General features: G+C 70.2%; 15 protein-coding genes. 12 read left to right on the top strand and 3 right to left on the bottom strand.

Features of this window, described 5'->3' with window-relative positions; all coding sequences use genetic code 11:
- Window positions 1–3: 3 nt before the first annotated feature.
- Window positions 4–381, bottom strand: a complete 378-nt coding sequence (locus tag BSP109_RS01565; RefSeq protein WP_087006542.1) for a DUF3054 domain-containing protein — start codon at window positions 379–381, stop codon at window positions 4–6.
- 49 nt (window positions 382–430) lie between these two features.
- Between BSP109_RS01565 and dop the strand changes: the two genes are divergently transcribed.
- From dop to BSP109_RS01530, 7 genes are read left to right on the top strand one after another with little or no spacing between them, the layout of a single operon-like run.
- Window positions 431–1,993 carry a depupylase/deamidase Dop gene (dop, locus tag BSP109_RS01560; protein WP_087006540.1) on the top strand — a complete coding sequence of 521 codons (1,563 nt, stop codon included), beginning with the start codon at window positions 431–433 and terminating at the stop codon, window positions 1,991–1,993.
- 33 nt (window positions 1,994–2,026) lie between these two features.
- Complete coding sequence (locus BSP109_RS01555; RefSeq protein ID WP_087006538.1) at window positions 2,027–2,227, top strand: ubiquitin-like protein Pup; 201 nt, start codon at window positions 2,027–2,029, stop codon at window positions 2,225–2,227.
- A complete protein-coding gene (gene prcB / locus BSP109_RS01550) occupies window positions 2,224–3,054 on the top strand; it encodes a proteasome subunit beta (protein ID WP_087006536.1) in 831 nt (276 codons plus the stop codon). Before BSP109_RS01555 ends, prcB begins: the two co-directional genes overlap by 4 nt.
- Window positions 3,051–3,701: a proteasome subunit alpha gene (gene prcA, locus BSP109_RS01545; RefSeq protein WP_087006534.1), complete on the top strand. Its 651-nt coding sequence runs from the start codon at window positions 3,051–3,053 to the stop codon at window positions 3,699–3,701. The genes prcB and prcA overlap by 4 nt, the downstream gene beginning before the upstream one ends.
- Entirely contained in the window at window positions 3,698–5,173 is a 1,476-nt protein-coding gene (gene pafA, locus BSP109_RS01540) for a Pup--protein ligase (RefSeq protein WP_101599171.1), read from the top strand. The genes prcA and pafA overlap by 4 nt, the downstream gene beginning before the upstream one ends.
- A 32-nt stretch (window positions 5,174–5,205) precedes the next feature.
- Window positions 5,206–6,168 carry an FKBP-type peptidyl-prolyl cis-trans isomerase gene (locus tag BSP109_RS01535; RefSeq protein WP_101599170.1) on the top strand — a complete coding sequence of 321 codons (963 nt, stop codon included), beginning with the start codon at window positions 5,206–5,208 and terminating at the stop codon, window positions 6,166–6,168.
- Between the two features lie 57 nt (window positions 6,169–6,225).
- Window positions 6,226–6,606 (top strand): FKBP-type peptidyl-prolyl cis-trans isomerase, encoded by a 381-nt coding sequence (locus tag BSP109_RS01530; RefSeq protein ID WP_087006529.1) that lies wholly within the window; start codon window positions 6,226–6,228, stop codon window positions 6,604–6,606.
- 125 nt (window positions 6,607–6,731) lie between these two features.
- Here the strand turns inward: BSP109_RS01530 and BSP109_RS01525 are convergent, their stop codons facing one another.
- A complete protein-coding gene (locus BSP109_RS01525; protein WP_087006527.1) occupies window positions 6,732–7,889 on the bottom strand; it encodes a DUF3866 family protein in 1,158 nt (385 codons plus the stop codon).
- 52 nt (window positions 7,890–7,941) lie between these two features.
- On the opposite strand from BSP109_RS01525, the gene BSP109_RS01520 reads away from it, so the two are divergent.
- From BSP109_RS01520 to BSP109_RS01500, 5 genes are all read left to right on the top strand, one after another.
- Window positions 7,942–9,069 (top strand): YafY family protein, encoded by a 1,128-nt coding sequence (locus BSP109_RS01520; protein WP_180959588.1) that lies wholly within the window; start codon window positions 7,942–7,944, stop codon window positions 9,067–9,069.
- The gene (locus BSP109_RS01515; protein WP_101599168.1) at window positions 9,062–10,060 is read left to right on the top strand and encodes a WYL domain-containing protein; all 999 of its coding nucleotides are present in this window, start codon (window positions 9,062–9,064) and stop codon (window positions 10,058–10,060) included. The genes BSP109_RS01520 and BSP109_RS01515 overlap by 8 nt, the downstream gene beginning before the upstream one ends.
- A gap of 33 nt (window positions 10,061–10,093) precedes the next feature.
- Window positions 10,094–10,402: a twin-arginine translocase TatA/TatE family subunit gene (locus tag BSP109_RS01510; protein ID WP_180959587.1), complete on the top strand. Its 309-nt coding sequence runs from the start codon at window positions 10,094–10,096 to the stop codon at window positions 10,400–10,402.
- 23 nt (window positions 10,403–10,425) lie between these two features.
- The gene (tatC, locus tag BSP109_RS01505) at window positions 10,426–11,244 is read left to right on the top strand and encodes a twin-arginine translocase subunit TatC (protein ID WP_256970266.1); all 819 of its coding nucleotides are present in this window, start codon (window positions 10,426–10,428) and stop codon (window positions 11,242–11,244) included.
- 82 nt (window positions 11,245–11,326) lie between these two features.
- The gene (locus BSP109_RS01500) at window positions 11,327–14,005 is read left to right on the top strand and encodes an RNA helicase (RefSeq protein WP_101599167.1); all 2,679 of its coding nucleotides are present in this window, start codon (window positions 11,327–11,329) and stop codon (window positions 14,003–14,005) included.
- Between the two features lie 58 nt (window positions 14,006–14,063).
- Here the strand turns inward: BSP109_RS01500 and secA2 are convergent, their stop codons facing one another.
- A complete protein-coding gene (gene secA2, locus BSP109_RS01495; protein ID WP_087006520.1) occupies window positions 14,064–16,331 on the bottom strand; it encodes an accessory Sec system translocase SecA2 in 2,268 nt (755 codons plus the stop codon).
- Window positions 16,332–16,360: the final 29 nt, after the last annotated feature.

The following is a 16,360-nucleotide window of genomic DNA, read 5'->3' as shown; positions in this document are numbered from 1 at the left end:
GCGTCACCGGGCGCTGCGCCCCACCGCCGCAGAGGCGATGAGGCGCCAGCCCACCAGCGTCACGAAGTTCAGGCCGGTGGCGACGATGAGGAAGGCCTCTGCGACGGAGACCCCGCTGATCGCGCGCAGCGTCAGCCCGACGAGCACCATGACCGCCCAGACGCCGGTGCCGGTCGCAAGCGGCGACAGCGGACGGTCCCAGACGCGGACGAGCAGCCACGCGAGGACCAGCGACCCGACGAACGGCCACGCGGTCGTCGCGAGCGCAGAGACGTCGAAGTCCCGGTAGTGCTGGTAGTGCCCCACCACGACGAACGCGAGCACGAGCACGAGGTCGACGAGGAGGGCGAGGACGAGATGAGACGATTTCTTCGAGGCCACGCCTCGATTGTAGGGGGCTGAGCCACCGCTCGGTCCGGGGAGGAGAAGCATGAGCCACGAGGTCCCACCGCTGAGCGTCGTCCGCGTCATGGGCGCGGAGACGGAGTTCGGCATCAGCCAGCCGGGGCGCCCCGGCGCGAATCCCATGCGGGACTCCGCGCGCGTCGTCGACGCCTACGCCGCCCCGCGCGGGCTGCGGTCGGCGCAGAGCTTCTGGGACTTCAGCGCGGAGACGCCCCTGGCCGACGCCCGCGGGTTCCTCATGCACGAATCGGATGCGCACATCACCCAGCTGACGCATCTGCCCGACGCGATGCCCGACGCCCAGTACCTGGCGAACGTCGTCCTGCCGAACGGCGCACGCCTCTACGTCGACCACGCGCACCCGGAGTACTCGTCGCCCGAGGTCCTCACACCCCGCGAGGCCGTGCTCTGGGACCGTGCCGGCGATCGTGTCGCGGAGGAGTGCGTGCGCACGCTGTCCACCGGCCCGGAACCGGTGAACCTCTACAAGAACAACACGGATTCGAAGGGGTCGTCCTACGGCACCCATGAGAACTACATCGTGCGCCGCGACGTGGACTTCGAGGCGCTCGCGGAGCAGCTCATCCCGTTCTTCACGACGCGGGCGATCCTCTGCGGAGCCGGCCGGGTGGGGATCGGACGCAGCGGCGAGGAGCCCGGCTACCAGATCTCCTCCCGCGCGGACTTCTTCGAGGAGCAGATCGGGCTCGAGACGACTCTGCGCCGGCCGATCATCAACACGCGCGACGAGCCGCACGCCGACGGGACGCACTGGCGCCGGCTCCACGTGATCATCGGGGATGCGACGCTCGCGGAGCCGGCCACCCTGGTGCGCTTCGGCTCCACCTCGCTGGTCCTCGGCCTCATCGAGGCGGGCCTCTGCCCGGACATCCGGTTCGCCGACCCGGTCACCGCACTGCAGACGGTGAGCCACGACCTCACCCTCACCGCCGCGCTCCCGCTGGAAGACGGCACCACGACGACCGCGCTTCAGGTTCAGCGCGCCTACCTCGATGCGGCCCGTGCAGCCGCGGGCCCCGCCCCGGATGCGGACACTGCCGAGGTGCTCGCGGAGTGGGAGCGCTTCCTCACTTCACTCGCGAGGGATCCCATGGAACTGGTCGCGGACGTCGACTGGGTGGCGAAGCTCGCGCTGCTGGAGAGCTACCGGACGCGGGAGGACCTCGCGTGGGACAGTCCGAAGCTCGCACTCATCGACGTCCAGTACTCCGACGTCCGGGACGGCAGGGGCCTCTTCTACCGTCTCGAGTCGGCGGGGCGCATCCGGCGCCTCACGACGGACGACGAGGTGACCCGCGCGGTGGAGACGGCACCGGAGTCCACTCGCGCCTTCCTCCGCGGTGGTGCGGTCGCACGCTTCACCGCCGCCGTCGCCGCCGCGAGCTGGGATTCGCTCGTGCTGGAGCGGGCCGACGGCTCGCTCGTGCGGATCCCGCTGCGCGACCCGCACCGCTTCACGCGCGACGAGGTGGGCGACGCACTCGCCGGGGCACGCGACGCGGATGATCTCGTCGCACGGCTGTCCGGACCGGACGAGCCGGGGCCGGACGCCGCACCGCATCACTAGACTGGACCTCACACGACTCCCGAAGGATGGAACATGACGAGCAGCAGCGAACAGGCGAACCGGGACCGCAATGAGCGCCCCGACCTCCCGGAGGACGACGGGCCGATCGCACCGCAGGCGCAGACCCAGGTCGACGCGACGGCAGTCGACTCGATCCTCGACGACATCGACAGCGTGCTCGAGTCGAATGCGGAGGAGTTCGTGAAGAACTTCGTGCAGAAGGGCGGCCAGTGAGCGGTTTCGGCCCTGCGTTCCTCACCTCGACGTCGACCTCGTTCTTCGACCTGGTGAGCACCCTCAGGCCGGAGGCGCTGCCGACGACGACGGGGACGCCGGTGTCCCTGCCCCCCGAGGGCACGACCGTGCTCGCCTTCCGGACCGCGGACGGGGTGCTCATGGCCGGGGACCGGAGGGCGACCGCCGGGCACCATATCGCCAGCCGGCGGATCGAGAAGGTCCACCGCGCTGACGCGACCTCCGTGATCGGCATCGCGGGCACTGCGGGCCTCGCCCTCGAGCTGATCCGACTGTTCCAGGTCGAGCTCGAGCACTACGAGAAGATCGAGGGCACTCCGCTCTCACTCGAAGGGCGGGCGAACCGCCTCGCAGCGATGCTGCGCTCCAACCTGGGCCTCGCGCTGCAGGGGCTCGCCGTCGTGCCCCTCTTCGCGGGACTCGATGCCTCCGGACGATCCGGTTCCCGCGGTGCCCGGGACGTCGACACCGTCGGACGGATCTTCAGCTTCGACGTGACCGGCGGCAAGTACGAAGAGGTCGACCACCACGCCATCGGCTCCGGAGCCGGTCCCGCTCGCTCGGCGCTCAAGCGCCTGTGGCGCGAGGGACTCGACACGGGCACGGGCGTGCGCATCGCGCTCGAGGCGCTGACCGACGCGGCGGACGACGATGCGGCGACCGGCGGTCCCGACATCGTGCGGGGGATCGCACCACTGATCCGCACCGTCGGTCCCGCCGGTGAGCGCCGGGTGCCGGAGGAGGAGGTCCTGGCAGCGGCCTCGGCTCTCGCAGACGCGCGGATGCGCGGGGAGGAGGCCCCATGAGCATGCCGTTCTACGTCTCACCGGAGCAGCTCATGAAGGACCGCGCGGAGTTCGCGCGCAAGGGCATCGCCCGCGGGCGGCCCGTCCTGGTCCTCAGCTGTGCCGACGGCATCCTGCTCCTGGCGGAGAATCCGTCGTCCTCACTGCACAAGATCGCAGAGATCTACGACCGCATCGGCTTCGCCGCGGTCGGCAAGTACAACGAGTTCGAGGGCCTGCGGCAGGCCGGAGTGCGGTATGCGGATCTGCGCGGATACTCGTACGACCGGGGCGACGTCAGCGCGCGCGGGCTCGCCAACGCCTACGCCCAGACGCTCGCGGGCGTCTTCACGACGGAGCAGAAGCCGTTCGAGGTGGACCTCGTCGTCGCGGAGCTGGGCACCGGCCCGGCCGATGACCGGTTGTTCCGCATCTCCTTCGACGGTTCCGTCTCCCATGAGGTGGGGCACGTCGCGCTCGGTGCAGGGGCCGAGGCGATCGCGAAGCGACTGGCCGACGTCGACTTCTCCGCCCTGGGCCTCGCCGACGCTCAGCAGACGGGACGTGAGGCCATGGGACTGGCGGCAGACACCGGAGTCGAGGCCGCGCTGCTGGACCGCTCGTCCGACTTCCACCGCACCTTCCGCCGACTCGAGGGGGACGCATGAAGCGCATCTACGGCCTGGAGACCGAATACGGGATCGCCTTCACCGCGGGGGATTCGCGCCGCCTCGGCCCGGAGGAGGTCGCGCGGTACCTGTTCCGTCCGGTCGTGGAGTGGGGTCGCTCCTCCAACGTCTTCCTGCCGAACGGGGCGCGGCTCTACCTCGACGTCGGCTCCCACCCGGAGTACGCGACGGCCGAATGCGACCGGCTGGACGACCTCATCGCGCAGGACGCCGCCGGCGACGCGATCCTCACGGATCTGCTCGCCCGTGCGCAGTCCGCGCTCGAGGCCGACGGCCACGACGGCCGCGCCCACCTCGTGAAGAACAACACGGACGCCCAGGGCAACTCGTACGGCAGTCACGAGAACCTCCTGGTGCGCCGCTCGATGGACTTCTCGCACCTCACCTCGGTGCTGCTGCCGTTCCTCGTCACGCGGCAGCTGCTGGTGGGAGCGGGAGCCCTCATCCCGACGCGGCCCAGCCTGCAAGCTCCGCTCGCGGAGACGAACCGTGCGGCACCGCAGCAGGAACCGGGCGTCGCCGCCGGCGCTGCGGGCGGATCGCGCACATTCGGTCTCTCCGCTCGCTCCGACGTCATGTGGGAGGGCCTCTCGTCGGCCACGACCCGCTCCCGTCCGATCATCAATGCGCGGGATGAGCCCCACGCGGACGCGGAGAAGTACCGCAGGCTCCACGTCATCGTCGGCGATTCGTCGATGCTCCAGGCGACGACCGAGCTCAAGGTCGGCACGGCGATCCTGGTCCTCGACCTCATCGAATCGGGCGTGCCCATGGGCGACCGCTCACTGCGCCACCCCATCCGCGACATCCGGATGGTCTCCCGCGACCTCACCGGACGCACGGCTCTGGAATCCGCCTCCGGCGGCACCACGAGCGCACTCGCACTCCAATCCGTCTACCTCGAGCACGCGACTCGCCTGGTCGAGCGCGGAGACCACTCCCTGGGCGACGACGCCGTCGCGCATCGGGTGATCGATCGCTGGCGGCGCATGATCGAGGCGCTCGAGGCGGGGGACACCTCGCCCATGGCGGGAGAGATCGACTGGGTGCTCAAGAAGACCCTCATGGACCGCTACCTGGCGCGCAGCGGCGCGGACTGGGACGATCCGCGCCTCACCCGCCTGGACGTCGCGTACCACGACATCACGCCGGGCGTCGGCCTGCTGGGCCCGCTCGCGGCATCGGGGCGCACCACCCGGGTGGTCGACGACGAGGCGATCACCGCGGCTCGCAGCACACCGCCGGCGACCACGCGCGCGGCGCTGCGGGGCCGGTTCGTCGAGGCCGCCCACGCGGCGCGCCGCGATTTCACGGTCGACTGGGTGCATCTGCGGCTCAACGATCAATCGCATCGTGCGGTCGTCCTCAAGGATCCGTTCGCGCCGGTCAGCGAACGCGCGGAAGCAGTGATCGACGCCCTCGTCGACGAAGCGCCCAGCTCCAGCGTCTAGGATCGCCCCGGCACCCATCGGAAGGAACACCTGTGAAGAAGACCGTGCTCACCACGGCAGCGGCCGCTGCGGCGCTCGTGCTCGTGCTGTCCGCGTGCAGTGCGGAGGAGGCGGACCAGACCGCACCCTCACCCACCGCGGACGTCACCCCGGCCGCGACATCGCTCGACGAGGTCACCGTCGAGGGCGACGTCGGTGAACAGCCCGACGTGAGCTTCGACGCACCGCTCGTGATCGAGGACACCGAGACCTCGATGGTCTCCGAGGGCGACGGCGAGACCGTCGAGGAGGGGCAGCAGGTCACCGCGCACATGACCCTGGTGTCCGGGACGACCGGCGAGGTCGTCGAATCCTCGTACGAGGCGGGCAGCCCATCGGGCTTCCCGACCGACACGGAGCAGATCAACTCCGGACTCCTCGAGGCGGTCGTCGACCAGCCCGTGGGCTCTCGGGTCCTGCTCTCGCTCAACGGTGCGGCATCTGCCGGACAGCAGGCGGAGACGCTGATCTACGTCATCGACATCGAGGGCGTCGAGGACATCCCGGAGCCGCTCGAGCGCGCAGAGGGCGAGGAGCAGGAGCTCCCCGAGGAGTTCCCCGAGCTCACCCTGGGCGAGGACGGCGCGCCGTCCATCTCGCAGCCGGAGGGCGACGCGCCCTCGGAGCTCGAGACCGCCATCGCGATCGAGGGCGAGGGCCCGGAGATCGAGGAGGGGCAGAACGTGTCCGTCCACTACACCGGCTGGCTGTGGGACGACGCGAGTGAGCCCTTCGACAGCTCGTGGGAGCGCGGAGAGCCGTTCGTCGTCCAGGGCGTGGGGTCCGCTCCCGTCATCGACGGATGGAACGAGTCGCTCGTCGGCCAGAAGGTCGGTTCGCAGATCGTCGTGGCCATCCCACCGGAGAAGGGCTACGGCGAGGCCGGGTCACCTCCCAGCATCCCCGGCGACGCACCGCTGGTATTCGTGATCGACATCCTGTCCTCGGTCGGCTGAGAAGCCGGTCCGAGGCCTCACAAGAACACACCTCTCGAACCCGAAGGAGCATCCACCATGGCGAAGCAGAAGCCAGAGATCGATTTCCCCGGCGACACCGCCCCCACCGATCTGGAGATCGTCGACGACGTCGTGGGCACCGGGCCCGAGGCGAAGGCCGGGGACACCGTGTCGGTCGACTACGTGGGCGTCTCGTACTCGACCGGGGAGGAGTTCGACGCCTCCTACAACCGCGGCACGCCGCTGCAGTTCACGCTGGGCGTGGGCATGGTCATCGCCGGCTGGGACCAGGGTGTCCAGGGCATGAAGGTCGGCGGTCGGCGCACGCTGCGCATCCCGCCGCACCTGGCGTACGGCGCAGGCGGAGTGCCGGGCACGATCGCTCCGAACGAGAGCCTCATCTTCGTGTGCGACCTCGAGGGCGTCGCCGGCGCCTGATCTCGCCGCGCCTGATCTCGCCGCTCCACGCAGAGGGCCCCTGGACACCGTTCGCGGTGCCCAGGGGCCCTTGGCAACTGCCGACGGCGGGAATCCCGACGGCGTGTCAGTAGACCCGCACGACGTCAGTCCACCTGCACGACCACTGCGGCCGCAGCACGCCCGGCCGCGGCGGCTGCCAGGAACGCGATGGGATCCTCCGCGAGACCGCGGCCCATCGTCGACAGGCGGACGGGCGATTCGCCCAGCGCAGTGAGGAGTCCCTCGAGTCCCACGTCGACCAGGGAATGGCCGGCCTCGGCGAGCTCCGGCAGCTGCGCGGCCGTCTCCTGCTCGACCGCACCGGGGCCGTGCTCCCACGCGGAGGCGATCGCGGCCTCGGCGTCGGTGAGCGTGTCCGGCGACGGGACCGGGATGATGCATCCGGGCCGCGCCACCTGCGTCACCGCCGTGAGGGTGTGGTGCGAGATCCCGCGGTGACGCCGCCGCGCATCGGCCTGCGACATGCGCAGGGCGGAGATCGGGATGCCGCCCAGCAGGGCAGCCGCGTTCAGGTGGTCGCCGACGACCAGCCCGGAGTATCCGTACGGCGTGCCCGTGCCGAGGTTGCCGGGGCCCTGCGAGACCACGACGACGTCAGCGCCTGCGACGTGCACCGCCGCGAGCAGGCCCGTGTGGACCGTGACGGCCTCGTAGTCGCCGCCGTGCGCCTGGCCGACGGTCACCGTCGCGTGCAGCCGGCCCGCCTCCCGGAGGCCGTGCACGGCCTGGGAGAAGGCCAGCGGCAGCGCGGCCCCGTCCGTCATGACGTACACGACGCGGGCCTCCGGGCGGTCGGCGCGGATCCCCGCGATGATCGCCGGGAGCGAGGAGTGCAGGTCAGCGACCACGACCGGGGTGCCGCCGATCCCAGTGGCCTCCGCGAGCGTCCGGTGGTGGGGCGATTCCTGGTCATCGACGCCCAGCACCATCGTCTGCGCGGGGGAGTAGCGGTCCTTCACGAGGTGGCCGGGGCTCGGCGGCGGATCAGCGGGCAGGCGGTCGGGGATCGCCGTCACGAGCGCGAAGCCCCCGGTGCCCAGCCGCCGTGCCAGCGCGGACACGTTCAACAGCACGTCATCGCCCGGTTCGGGGGCGCCGACGAGGTCGGTGTAGGCCAGCGCGCGCACCTCGGCCGGGTCGTCGGCACCCGGCAGCGGGGTGTGGAGCGCTGCGCTCACCTCCCGTGCACCCGGGCGGTCTGTCAGGACTGCGCGGACTGTCGCGCGACGCCAGTGGATCATGATGAGTACTGTAGGGGACGTGACACGAGTGCGACGTCAGACTGAGCGGCTGATGAACCTGCTCATCGCCCTGCGCGCCGCCCGCGGGTGGACCGACAGGGACGATCTGCGACGCAGCATCGCCGACTACGCGGATCTCGACGAGGCTGCGTTCGATCGGCAGTTCTCCCGCGACAAGGCGGCACTCGAAGCCATGGGGATCGCGATCTCCACGACCTCGTGGGACGACCCGTTCACAGACGGCACGGGCTACGGATACCGCATCGACGACGCGGGCTACGCACTCACCCAGATCGACTTCACCCCGGCAGAGGCGGCCGTCGTGTCCGTCACGCAGTCGCTCCTGGCCGACACGGCGCTCGAATCCGACGCCCGGGCGGCGCTGAACAAGCTGCGCGGGCTGGGGGAGGGCTTCGACGCGAGGGACGGATCCGACGCGGGGGACGGATCCGACGGTGATCCGGCCGCCGCACCGGGCGCCGTACCAGCATCTGCATCGGGACCGGACTCCGTGGCTCCGATGGCCGACGCCCCTCTCGCCACCGTCCCCGCGCACGTCGTGGGCACTGTCTTCGCCGGTCTCCTGCGAGCAGTCGAGGCACGGCGCGCCGTCGCCTTCGACTACCGGCGGCCCGGGGCGCAGACCTCGCGGCGCACGCTCGAACCGTATGCGCTGCTCACGCGCGGCGACCGGTCGTACGTGGTCGGCCGCGATGTCGATCGGGACGCCGTGCGCACCTTCCGCCTCACACGCATCCAGGGCCGCATCCGCTCGGCTCCCGGCCGCAGGGACGGTGACTACGACGTCCCGGACGGGTTCGACGCGGCGGCGCAGACGACGCTGGACGGGGCGGGTGGCCCGCACGACCATGCACGGCGCGAGCCCGTCGACGTCGTGCTCGCGGTGGCACCGGAACGCGCGGTGCCGCTGCGGGAGTCCGCTCACGAAGCGGTCCCCACCGTCCCCGCGGAGGCTCCCACGATCCCCACCGGATGGGACGTGCTCGGTCTGCGCACGGATGACCAGTCCGCATTCGCCGAACGGCTGCTCGAGTACTCACCGTCGGTCCTCGTGCTCGCCCCCGACGAGCTCGCGCAGCGCCACATCGCATGCCTCACGCGCACCGCCGATGCGCTCGACGAGGCCCTCGACGACTCCCTGGGAGGTCACGGTGGCTGAACGCGCGCACGACCGCCTGTCACGACTGCTGGGCCTCGTCCCGTACCTGACGCGCAGGCCGGGGACGGACCTCGCAGACGTCGCCGCGCACTTCGACGTGGACGCGGAGCAGATCGTCGATGACCTGGAGCTGCTGTTCGTGACGGGGCGTCCCGGGCACATGCCCGACGATCTCATCGAGGCGGAATGGGAGGGCGGCCGCGTGTACGTCGGCAATGCCGACGAGGTCTCCGTCCCCGTCCGACTGAGCCCCCACGAGGTCGGCGGGCTCCTGCTGGCGCTCGACTACCTCGAGTCCGCCCACGAGGCCGACCCCACGACGATCCGGTCCGTGCGGCAGAAGCTGCAGGGGGCCTCGGGGGAGGGCTCCGGCGGCATGCTCGACATCTCCCCGCCCAGGCTGCCGGGTGAGCTCGCGGACACCGTGCGTGCGGCGCTGCGCGAGGGGACCACGCTCGACATCCGCTACTACGTCCCCGCACGCGACGAGCTCACGGAGCGCACCATCCGTCCGCTGCGGCTGCGGCTGGGCCGCGTCTGGTATCTGGACGCCCACTGCCTCACCTCCGGCGGCGACCGCTCGTTCGCGGTCGACCGGATCCGTGCGGCGGCACCTGCACGGGACGCCAAGACCACCCCCTCCACCGCCGAGGCCCCGGACGCCCCCGCGTCCCATTCCGCGGCGAATGCGGCGGCGGGGCCGACCTCAGCGTCGCCCTCGGGAGTCTCCGTCGCCCTGCGGCCGGAGTCCGCGTGGCTCGCGGACGAGATCGACGTCCCCGCCGTAGGCGGCACCCGCCGCGACGATGAGCACGGTGCGGGCACCGTCTCGCTCGATCTTCCGCACGTGGGTCGCGACTGGGCGGTGCGGCTGCTGAGCGCCCACGGCGCGGGAGTGCTGGCCGCCGATCCGCCGGAGGTCGTGCGTCGCGCCGCGGATGTGACCCACGAGGCCCTCTCCCTGTACGCGCGACGAACACCCGAGGACTAGAATGTCCTGGAGCATCGACCCCTAGGAGCCGGAATGCGCCCTGAGCCCATCCATATTCTCATCCTCGTCATCGTCATCCTCCTGATCTTCGGCGCACCCAAGCTGCCCATGATCGCGAAGAACATCGGCAAGTCCCTCAAGGTCTTCAAGTCCGAGGTGGACGACCTCCGCGGCGACAAGGGTGAGAAGGGCGAGAAGGACGCCGAAGGCGTAGAGCGCAGAGAGGTCACGAGCACCTCGTCGGCCCCGTCCGTCGATGACGTGACCGGGCAGAGCTCTGCGCAGACGCCCAGCCGCGACGAGCAGGCGCTGCCCGAAGACGACCAGCGCCGCGACTCCTGAGTCCTCCGGACCCGACGACGACGGTGGAGGCAGAGGACAGGGCGGGCTGGAAGCGCTCGAAGAAGAACCCCGACAAGCGGATGCCGCTGTCGGAGCACCTCGTGGAGTTCCGCAATCGCGCGATCATCTGCGGTGTCGCGCTGGTCCTCACGTCGGTGCTCGGCTGGTTCCTCTACGATCCGGTGCTCGCGATCCTGCAGTCACCGGTCGATGAGATCGCCGCGCAGGACGACCGCATCGCAGAGCTCAACTATGCGGGGATCGCGTCGCCCTTCGACATGAAGATCAAGGTGTCGCTCTTCATCGGCTTCATCCTGTCGTCGCCGGTGTGGATCCAGCAGCTGTGGGCCTTCATCGTCCCCGGCCTCACCAAGACGGAGAAGCGGTACACGCTGGGCTTCGTGGCCGCCTCGATCCCGCTCTTCCTCGCAGGCGCCTGCCTCGCGTTCTTCGCGATGCCGAACGCGGTCCGTGCCCTCACATCCTTCACCCCGGCAGGGGCCAGCAACATCATCCCCGCGCAGGACTACCTCACGTTCGTCATGATCATCATCGTGGTGTTCGGGATCGCGTTCGTCCTGCCGGTCCTCATGGTCGGGCTCAACATGCTGGGGATCTTGAGCGCCGACCGGATCCGGAAGTCGTGGCGCATCGTGGTCCTCATCGTGTTCGTGTTCGCCGCGATCGCGACGCCCGCGCCGGACGCGATCTCCATGTTCTTCCTCGTCATCCCGATGCTCGCGCTGTTCTTCATCGCCTGGCTCATCTGTCTCCTGGGCGACAGACGGCGGAAGAAGCGCCTCATCGCAGAGGGTCTGTGGGAGGATCCGGCTGAGGACTGACGCGAATGATGCACCGGATGCACACGCACGGACGACGACACGTCAGCAGCGGCTGCCGCCGCACGATGAGAGGAGCGTGACGATGAGCGCAGAGCACGACCCCCTCACCGCGTTCGAAGCCGGTCTGGGATTCCCCCTCGACCGATTCCAGCGCACTGCCTGCCAGGACCTTGAGGAGGATCGCTCCGTCCTCGTCGCCGCACCCACCGGCGCGGGCAAGACCGTGGTCGCCCAGTTCGCGGTGGCCCTCGCCCGGCATCGTGGCGTGCGCGTCTTCTACACGTCGCCCATCAAGGCGCTCAGCAATCAGAAGTTCACGGAGTTCTCGCGCGACTACGGTCCTGAGAACGTCGGGCTGCTCACCGGTGACACCTCGATCAACCGCGATGCGCCGATCGTCGTCATGACGACCGAGGTGCTGCGGAACATGCTGTACTCGGGCGAAGCACTCACGGACCTGGGCTTCGTCGTCCTCGACGAGGTCCACTACCTGGCCGACCGCTTCCGCGGACCCGTGTGGGAAGAGGTCATCATCCACCTCCCCGCCCACGTCCGCATCGTCGGACTGTCCGCGACCGTGTCCAACGCGGACGAGTTCGGTGCGTGGCTGCGGGAGGTCCGCGGCCGCCTGGACGTCGTGGTGACCGAGCACAGACCCGTCCCGCTCCACAACCACATGATGGTCGACGGACGCATCCACCGCCTCTTCCGCGCGGGTTCGGGAACCGAGCTGGAACCCGATCTGGTCCGTGCGATCCGCCAGCACGAGAAGTCCCACGGCAGGGGACAGGGGAACCGCCGCGGGCGGGGCGGTCCGCCGCGCCGTCAGGCCCGTGCGCCCCGCGCCTCGCGCATCGACATCCTCAACCGACTGCACGAGGGCTCTCTGCTCCCGGCGATCTTCTTCATCTTCTCCCGCAACGGGTGCGATGAGGCCGTGGAGCAGCTGCTCACGCGGGGCGTGGACCTCACGGATGCCGCGGACAAGCGCGCGATCGAGGCACGGCTCGATGAGCTCGTCGAGCAGATGCCGCGGGAGGACCTCGGCGTGCTCGGATTCGGCACCTTCTCCACCGGGCTCCTCCACGGCTTCGCAGCCCATCACGCCGGCATGATCCCGCAGTTCAAGGAACTGGTCGAGGACCTCTTCGCGGCGGGCCATCTGCGGGCGATCTTCGCGACGGAGACGCTCGCACTGGGCATTAACATGCCGGCCCGCACCGTCGTGCTCGAGAAGCTCGTGAAGTTCAACGGCGAGGCGCACGTGCAGATCACGCCGGGGGAGTACACCCAGCTGACGGGGCGGGCCGGTCGCCGGGGCATCGACACCGAGGGCCACGCGCTCGTCGTCTGGCAGCCGGGCGTCGACGTCGCGGACATCGGCGCACTCGCCTCGAAGCGCACCTACGCGCTGCGCAGCCAGTTCGTCCCCACCTACAACATGGCGGCGAATCTGCTCGCGCGCATGGACCGGGACTCCGCCGGCAGCGTGCTGGAGACGTCGTTCGCGCAGTTCCAGGCCGACACCGGTGTCGTGGGCCTCGCGAAGAAGCTGCGTCGCAATGAGGAGGCGGTCGCGGGCTACCGCAGCTCCATGGCGTGCGATCGCGGTGACTTCGCCGAGTACGCGCAGCTGCGCCGTGCGGTATCGGTCGAGGAGAAGCGGCAGCGGCGCACGCGCTCCAAGTTCCGCCAGCGGGAGGTCATGGAGTCGCTGGGCCTGCTGCGGGTGGGCGATGCCATCACGCTGCCGTCCAAGCGGTCTCTGGGCGCCTGCGTCGTCATCGCGCCGATGCAGCGCCGGGACGCGGACACGCGCCTGCCCAGCGTGCTCACGGAGGAGGGCCGTGTCTGGCACCTGCGTCCGCATGAGGTCACGGAGCCCGCGGTGAAGCTGGGGCGCGTGAAGTTCCCCAAGAAGTTCAACCATCGTGTCGTCGAGCAGCGCAGGCGACTGGGCGAGGTACTCGTCGATGCGCTGGCGGACGGCCGCGTGAAGGACCCGACGACCGCGATGGCGGAGGCGCTGGAGTCCGGGAAGAAGGACCGTCCGCAGTCTCCTGACGCGGCTCGCATCGAACAGCTGCGCGACGAGATCCGCACGCACCCGTGCCATTCCTGCCCGGACCGCGAGAACCACGCACGATGGGCCGAACGGGCGGAGAAGCTCGAGGCGGAATCGGCGTCTCTGCGCGCGAAGATCGAGGGCCGCACCACGTCGATCGCGATGGTGTTCGACCGCGTCTGCGACGTGCTGACATCCGTCGGGTTCCTGCCCGACAGCCGGATCCTCCGCCGCATCTACGGTGAGCGGGACCTCGTCACCGCACTCGCCGTGCGGGGCGGCGTCTTCGACTCGCTCAGCGAACCGGAGATCGCCGCCCTGGCGTCCGGACTGGTCTACTCCGCTCGGCAGACCGAGACCTTCGGCGTCCCCCGCATGCCGACGGCGTCACTCGACGCCGCCGTCCTGGACGTGCACGGCCTCTGGCGGACGGTGACGGAGCTCGAGCGCTCCGCACGGCTGAGCGACACCCCCGAACCCGATTTCGGGATCGGACGGCTCGTCTACAACTGGACGGAGGGCGCCTCCCTGGCGAACACCCTCAAGGGATCCGGGATCGCGGCCGGGGACTTCGTCCGGTGGGCGAAGCAGACGCTCGACATCCTCGGGCAGATCGCCGACGTCTCCGAGCCTGCGACCGCCGTGCGGGTCCGCAGGGCAGCGGAGTCGATCCGTCGCGGCGTCGTCGCGGACTGACCGGCACGGCGGAGCCCCTGTCCGGCGCACCGACGCCTGTGTCCGAAGGAGCCCCGGGTCAGGGCTTCCGCAGCGTCTTCACGACCGTCTCGAGGTCAGAGCCGAAGACGTTCTCCGTCGTCAGATAGGTCCAGGTCGATGAGGGCCGCTTGAGGCCGTGGGCCGGCAGATCCACGCCCTCGCCCGTGAAGTCCGCGTCCGCGAGCACCTCGTGCGAGCGGGTCAGCACGTCGTCCCAGAAGCTCGCGAACGCGCCGATCGACTCCTCATTGAATGCTTCGTGGGGCTTCTCACGCGCCAGTGTGCGCAGGTGGATGCCCTCGCGGAGGTCGTTGAGGAACGCGAGGTGATCGACCCAGCGTTCGTCGACGGCGAAGAGGAGGACATCGCGGATGGCGGTGTCGAGCACGTCGGCGGACTGCTCGTCCTCGATCTGGGAGACCCGGTCCTCGCCCAGCAGGTCGCGGACCTCGGCGGGGCCCCGCAGCTCGTCGCGCACCTCGTCACGACGGGTGAGGACCAGTTCACGCTGCTTCGCCATAAGGTCGTTGAAGCGCCAGGTGTCGCGGTGGACCGCGGTGTTCTCGCCCTCCGCCATGCGCTGTGCGTGCTCGACGAGCAGTGCCGCGCGCTTCGAGGTGATGAGACCCGTCTCGTCGCCCTCCTCCACGAACCGCTGCGCTTCCGGCACGCGGCTCATGAGCTCGTCCTCGAGGCTCGTGAAGAAGACGGAGCTGCCCGGATCGCCCTGGCGTCCGGCGCGGCCGCGCAGCTGATCATCCAAGCGGGATGACTCGTAGCGCCCGGCGCCGATCACCAGCAGCCCGCCGGCCTCCGCGACGTCCTCGCCGCCCAGTCTGATGTCCGTGCCGCGGCCGGCCATCTGCGTGGACACGGTCACGGCGCCGGCTTCACCGGCGCGTGCGATGATCTGCGCCTCGCGGGTGTCGTCCTTCGCGTTCAGCACCTCGCAGTCGATGCCCCGCTCGCGGAGCCGTTCGGCGAGCGATTCGCTCTCTGCGACGGAGCGCGTGCCGACGAGCACCGGGCGGTCGGAGGCGTGGGCTTCCGCCACCTCCTCGACGATCGCCCGCTCCTTCGACTCCTGGAAGGTGAAGAGCCGGTCCGCCTCATCGATGCGGATGACCGGTTCGTGGGGGTCGACGGGCACGATCTCCAGGTCGTAGAACTCGCGGAGGTCGTCGCCCACCGCCAGCGCCGTGCCGGTCATCCCGCACACGCGGGTGTAGGAGTGGATGAGCTCTTCGACCGTCATCTGATCGAGGATCTCGCCGCTGGTCGATGTCTCGAGCTTCTCCTTCGCCTCGACGGCCGCCTGGAGCCCGTCCGGCCAGCGCTGCAGGTGGGCGATGCGTCCGCGCGAGGCATCGATGAGCTTGATGGCGCCGTCGACCACGAGGTAGTCGACATCGCGATGGACGAGCATGCGTGCGTAGAGGGCCAGGTTCACCGCCGCGAGGGTCGCCGCGTCCTGGCCGTACAGCTCGACGCCGAGTGAGTCCTCGACCTCGTCGATGCCTGCGGGCGTCAGCGAGACCGCTCTGCGGTCCTCGGTCACCTCGATGTGCTCGTCCGGGTCCAGGCGCGCCACCAGCCGGGCCACCCGCTGGTCGGCGTCCTCCTTCTGCGTCGAGCCCGCGAGGACCAGGGGCACGCGGGCCTCGTCGATGAGGACCGAGTCCGCCTCATCGACGATCACGACGTCGCGGGATTCGACGCGGACCTCTTCGCCGGGCAGCCGGAATCGGTCGCGGAGGACATCGAAGCCGATCTCCGAGACGGAGCCGTACACGACCTCCGCACGGTAGGCCTCGCGGCGCTCCTCGTCGGACATCGAGCCGGACACGGCGGACACGGAGACGCCCAGCAGGTCGAAGACCGGTGCCATCCAGCCGCGGTCGCGGACGGCGAGGTAGTCGTTGACGCTCACGACGTGGACGCGGCGGCCCTGGAGTGCGTAGCCGGCGGCCGCCAGCGCACCGACGAGGGTCTTGCCCTCACCGGTGAGCATCTGCACGACGTTCCCGTCCAGCAGTCCGACCAGTCCGCGCAGCTGCGTGTCGTACGGACGCTCGTCCAGCGTCCTCTCCGCGGCTTCGCGCGCCAGCGCGACGAAGCGGACGAGCTGCTCCTCGCGGGTGCCCGTCTCGAACACCGCAGCCGCGGCTTCGGTGAGCTGCTCATCCGTCGAATCGGCGTACTCCTCGTGCCGCTGTGCGACGGAGTCCTGTGCGCGGTCGAACCAGCCGATCCGCTTGTCGGCCTGTGCTCCAGGCCGGTTGAGCAGTCGCGAGAAGAGTCCCATTCGTCGTGTGCACCTCGTCGATAGCGTGT

The organism is Brevibacterium sp. Mu109, from assembly GCF_900169375.1.
GTDB classification, from domain to species: Bacteria; Actinomycetota; Actinomycetes; order Actinomycetales; family Brevibacteriaceae; genus Brevibacterium; species Brevibacterium yomogidense_A.
Note: the sequence above shows the minus strand (reverse complement) of the source record. Positions and strands in the feature narration are given on the sequence as shown.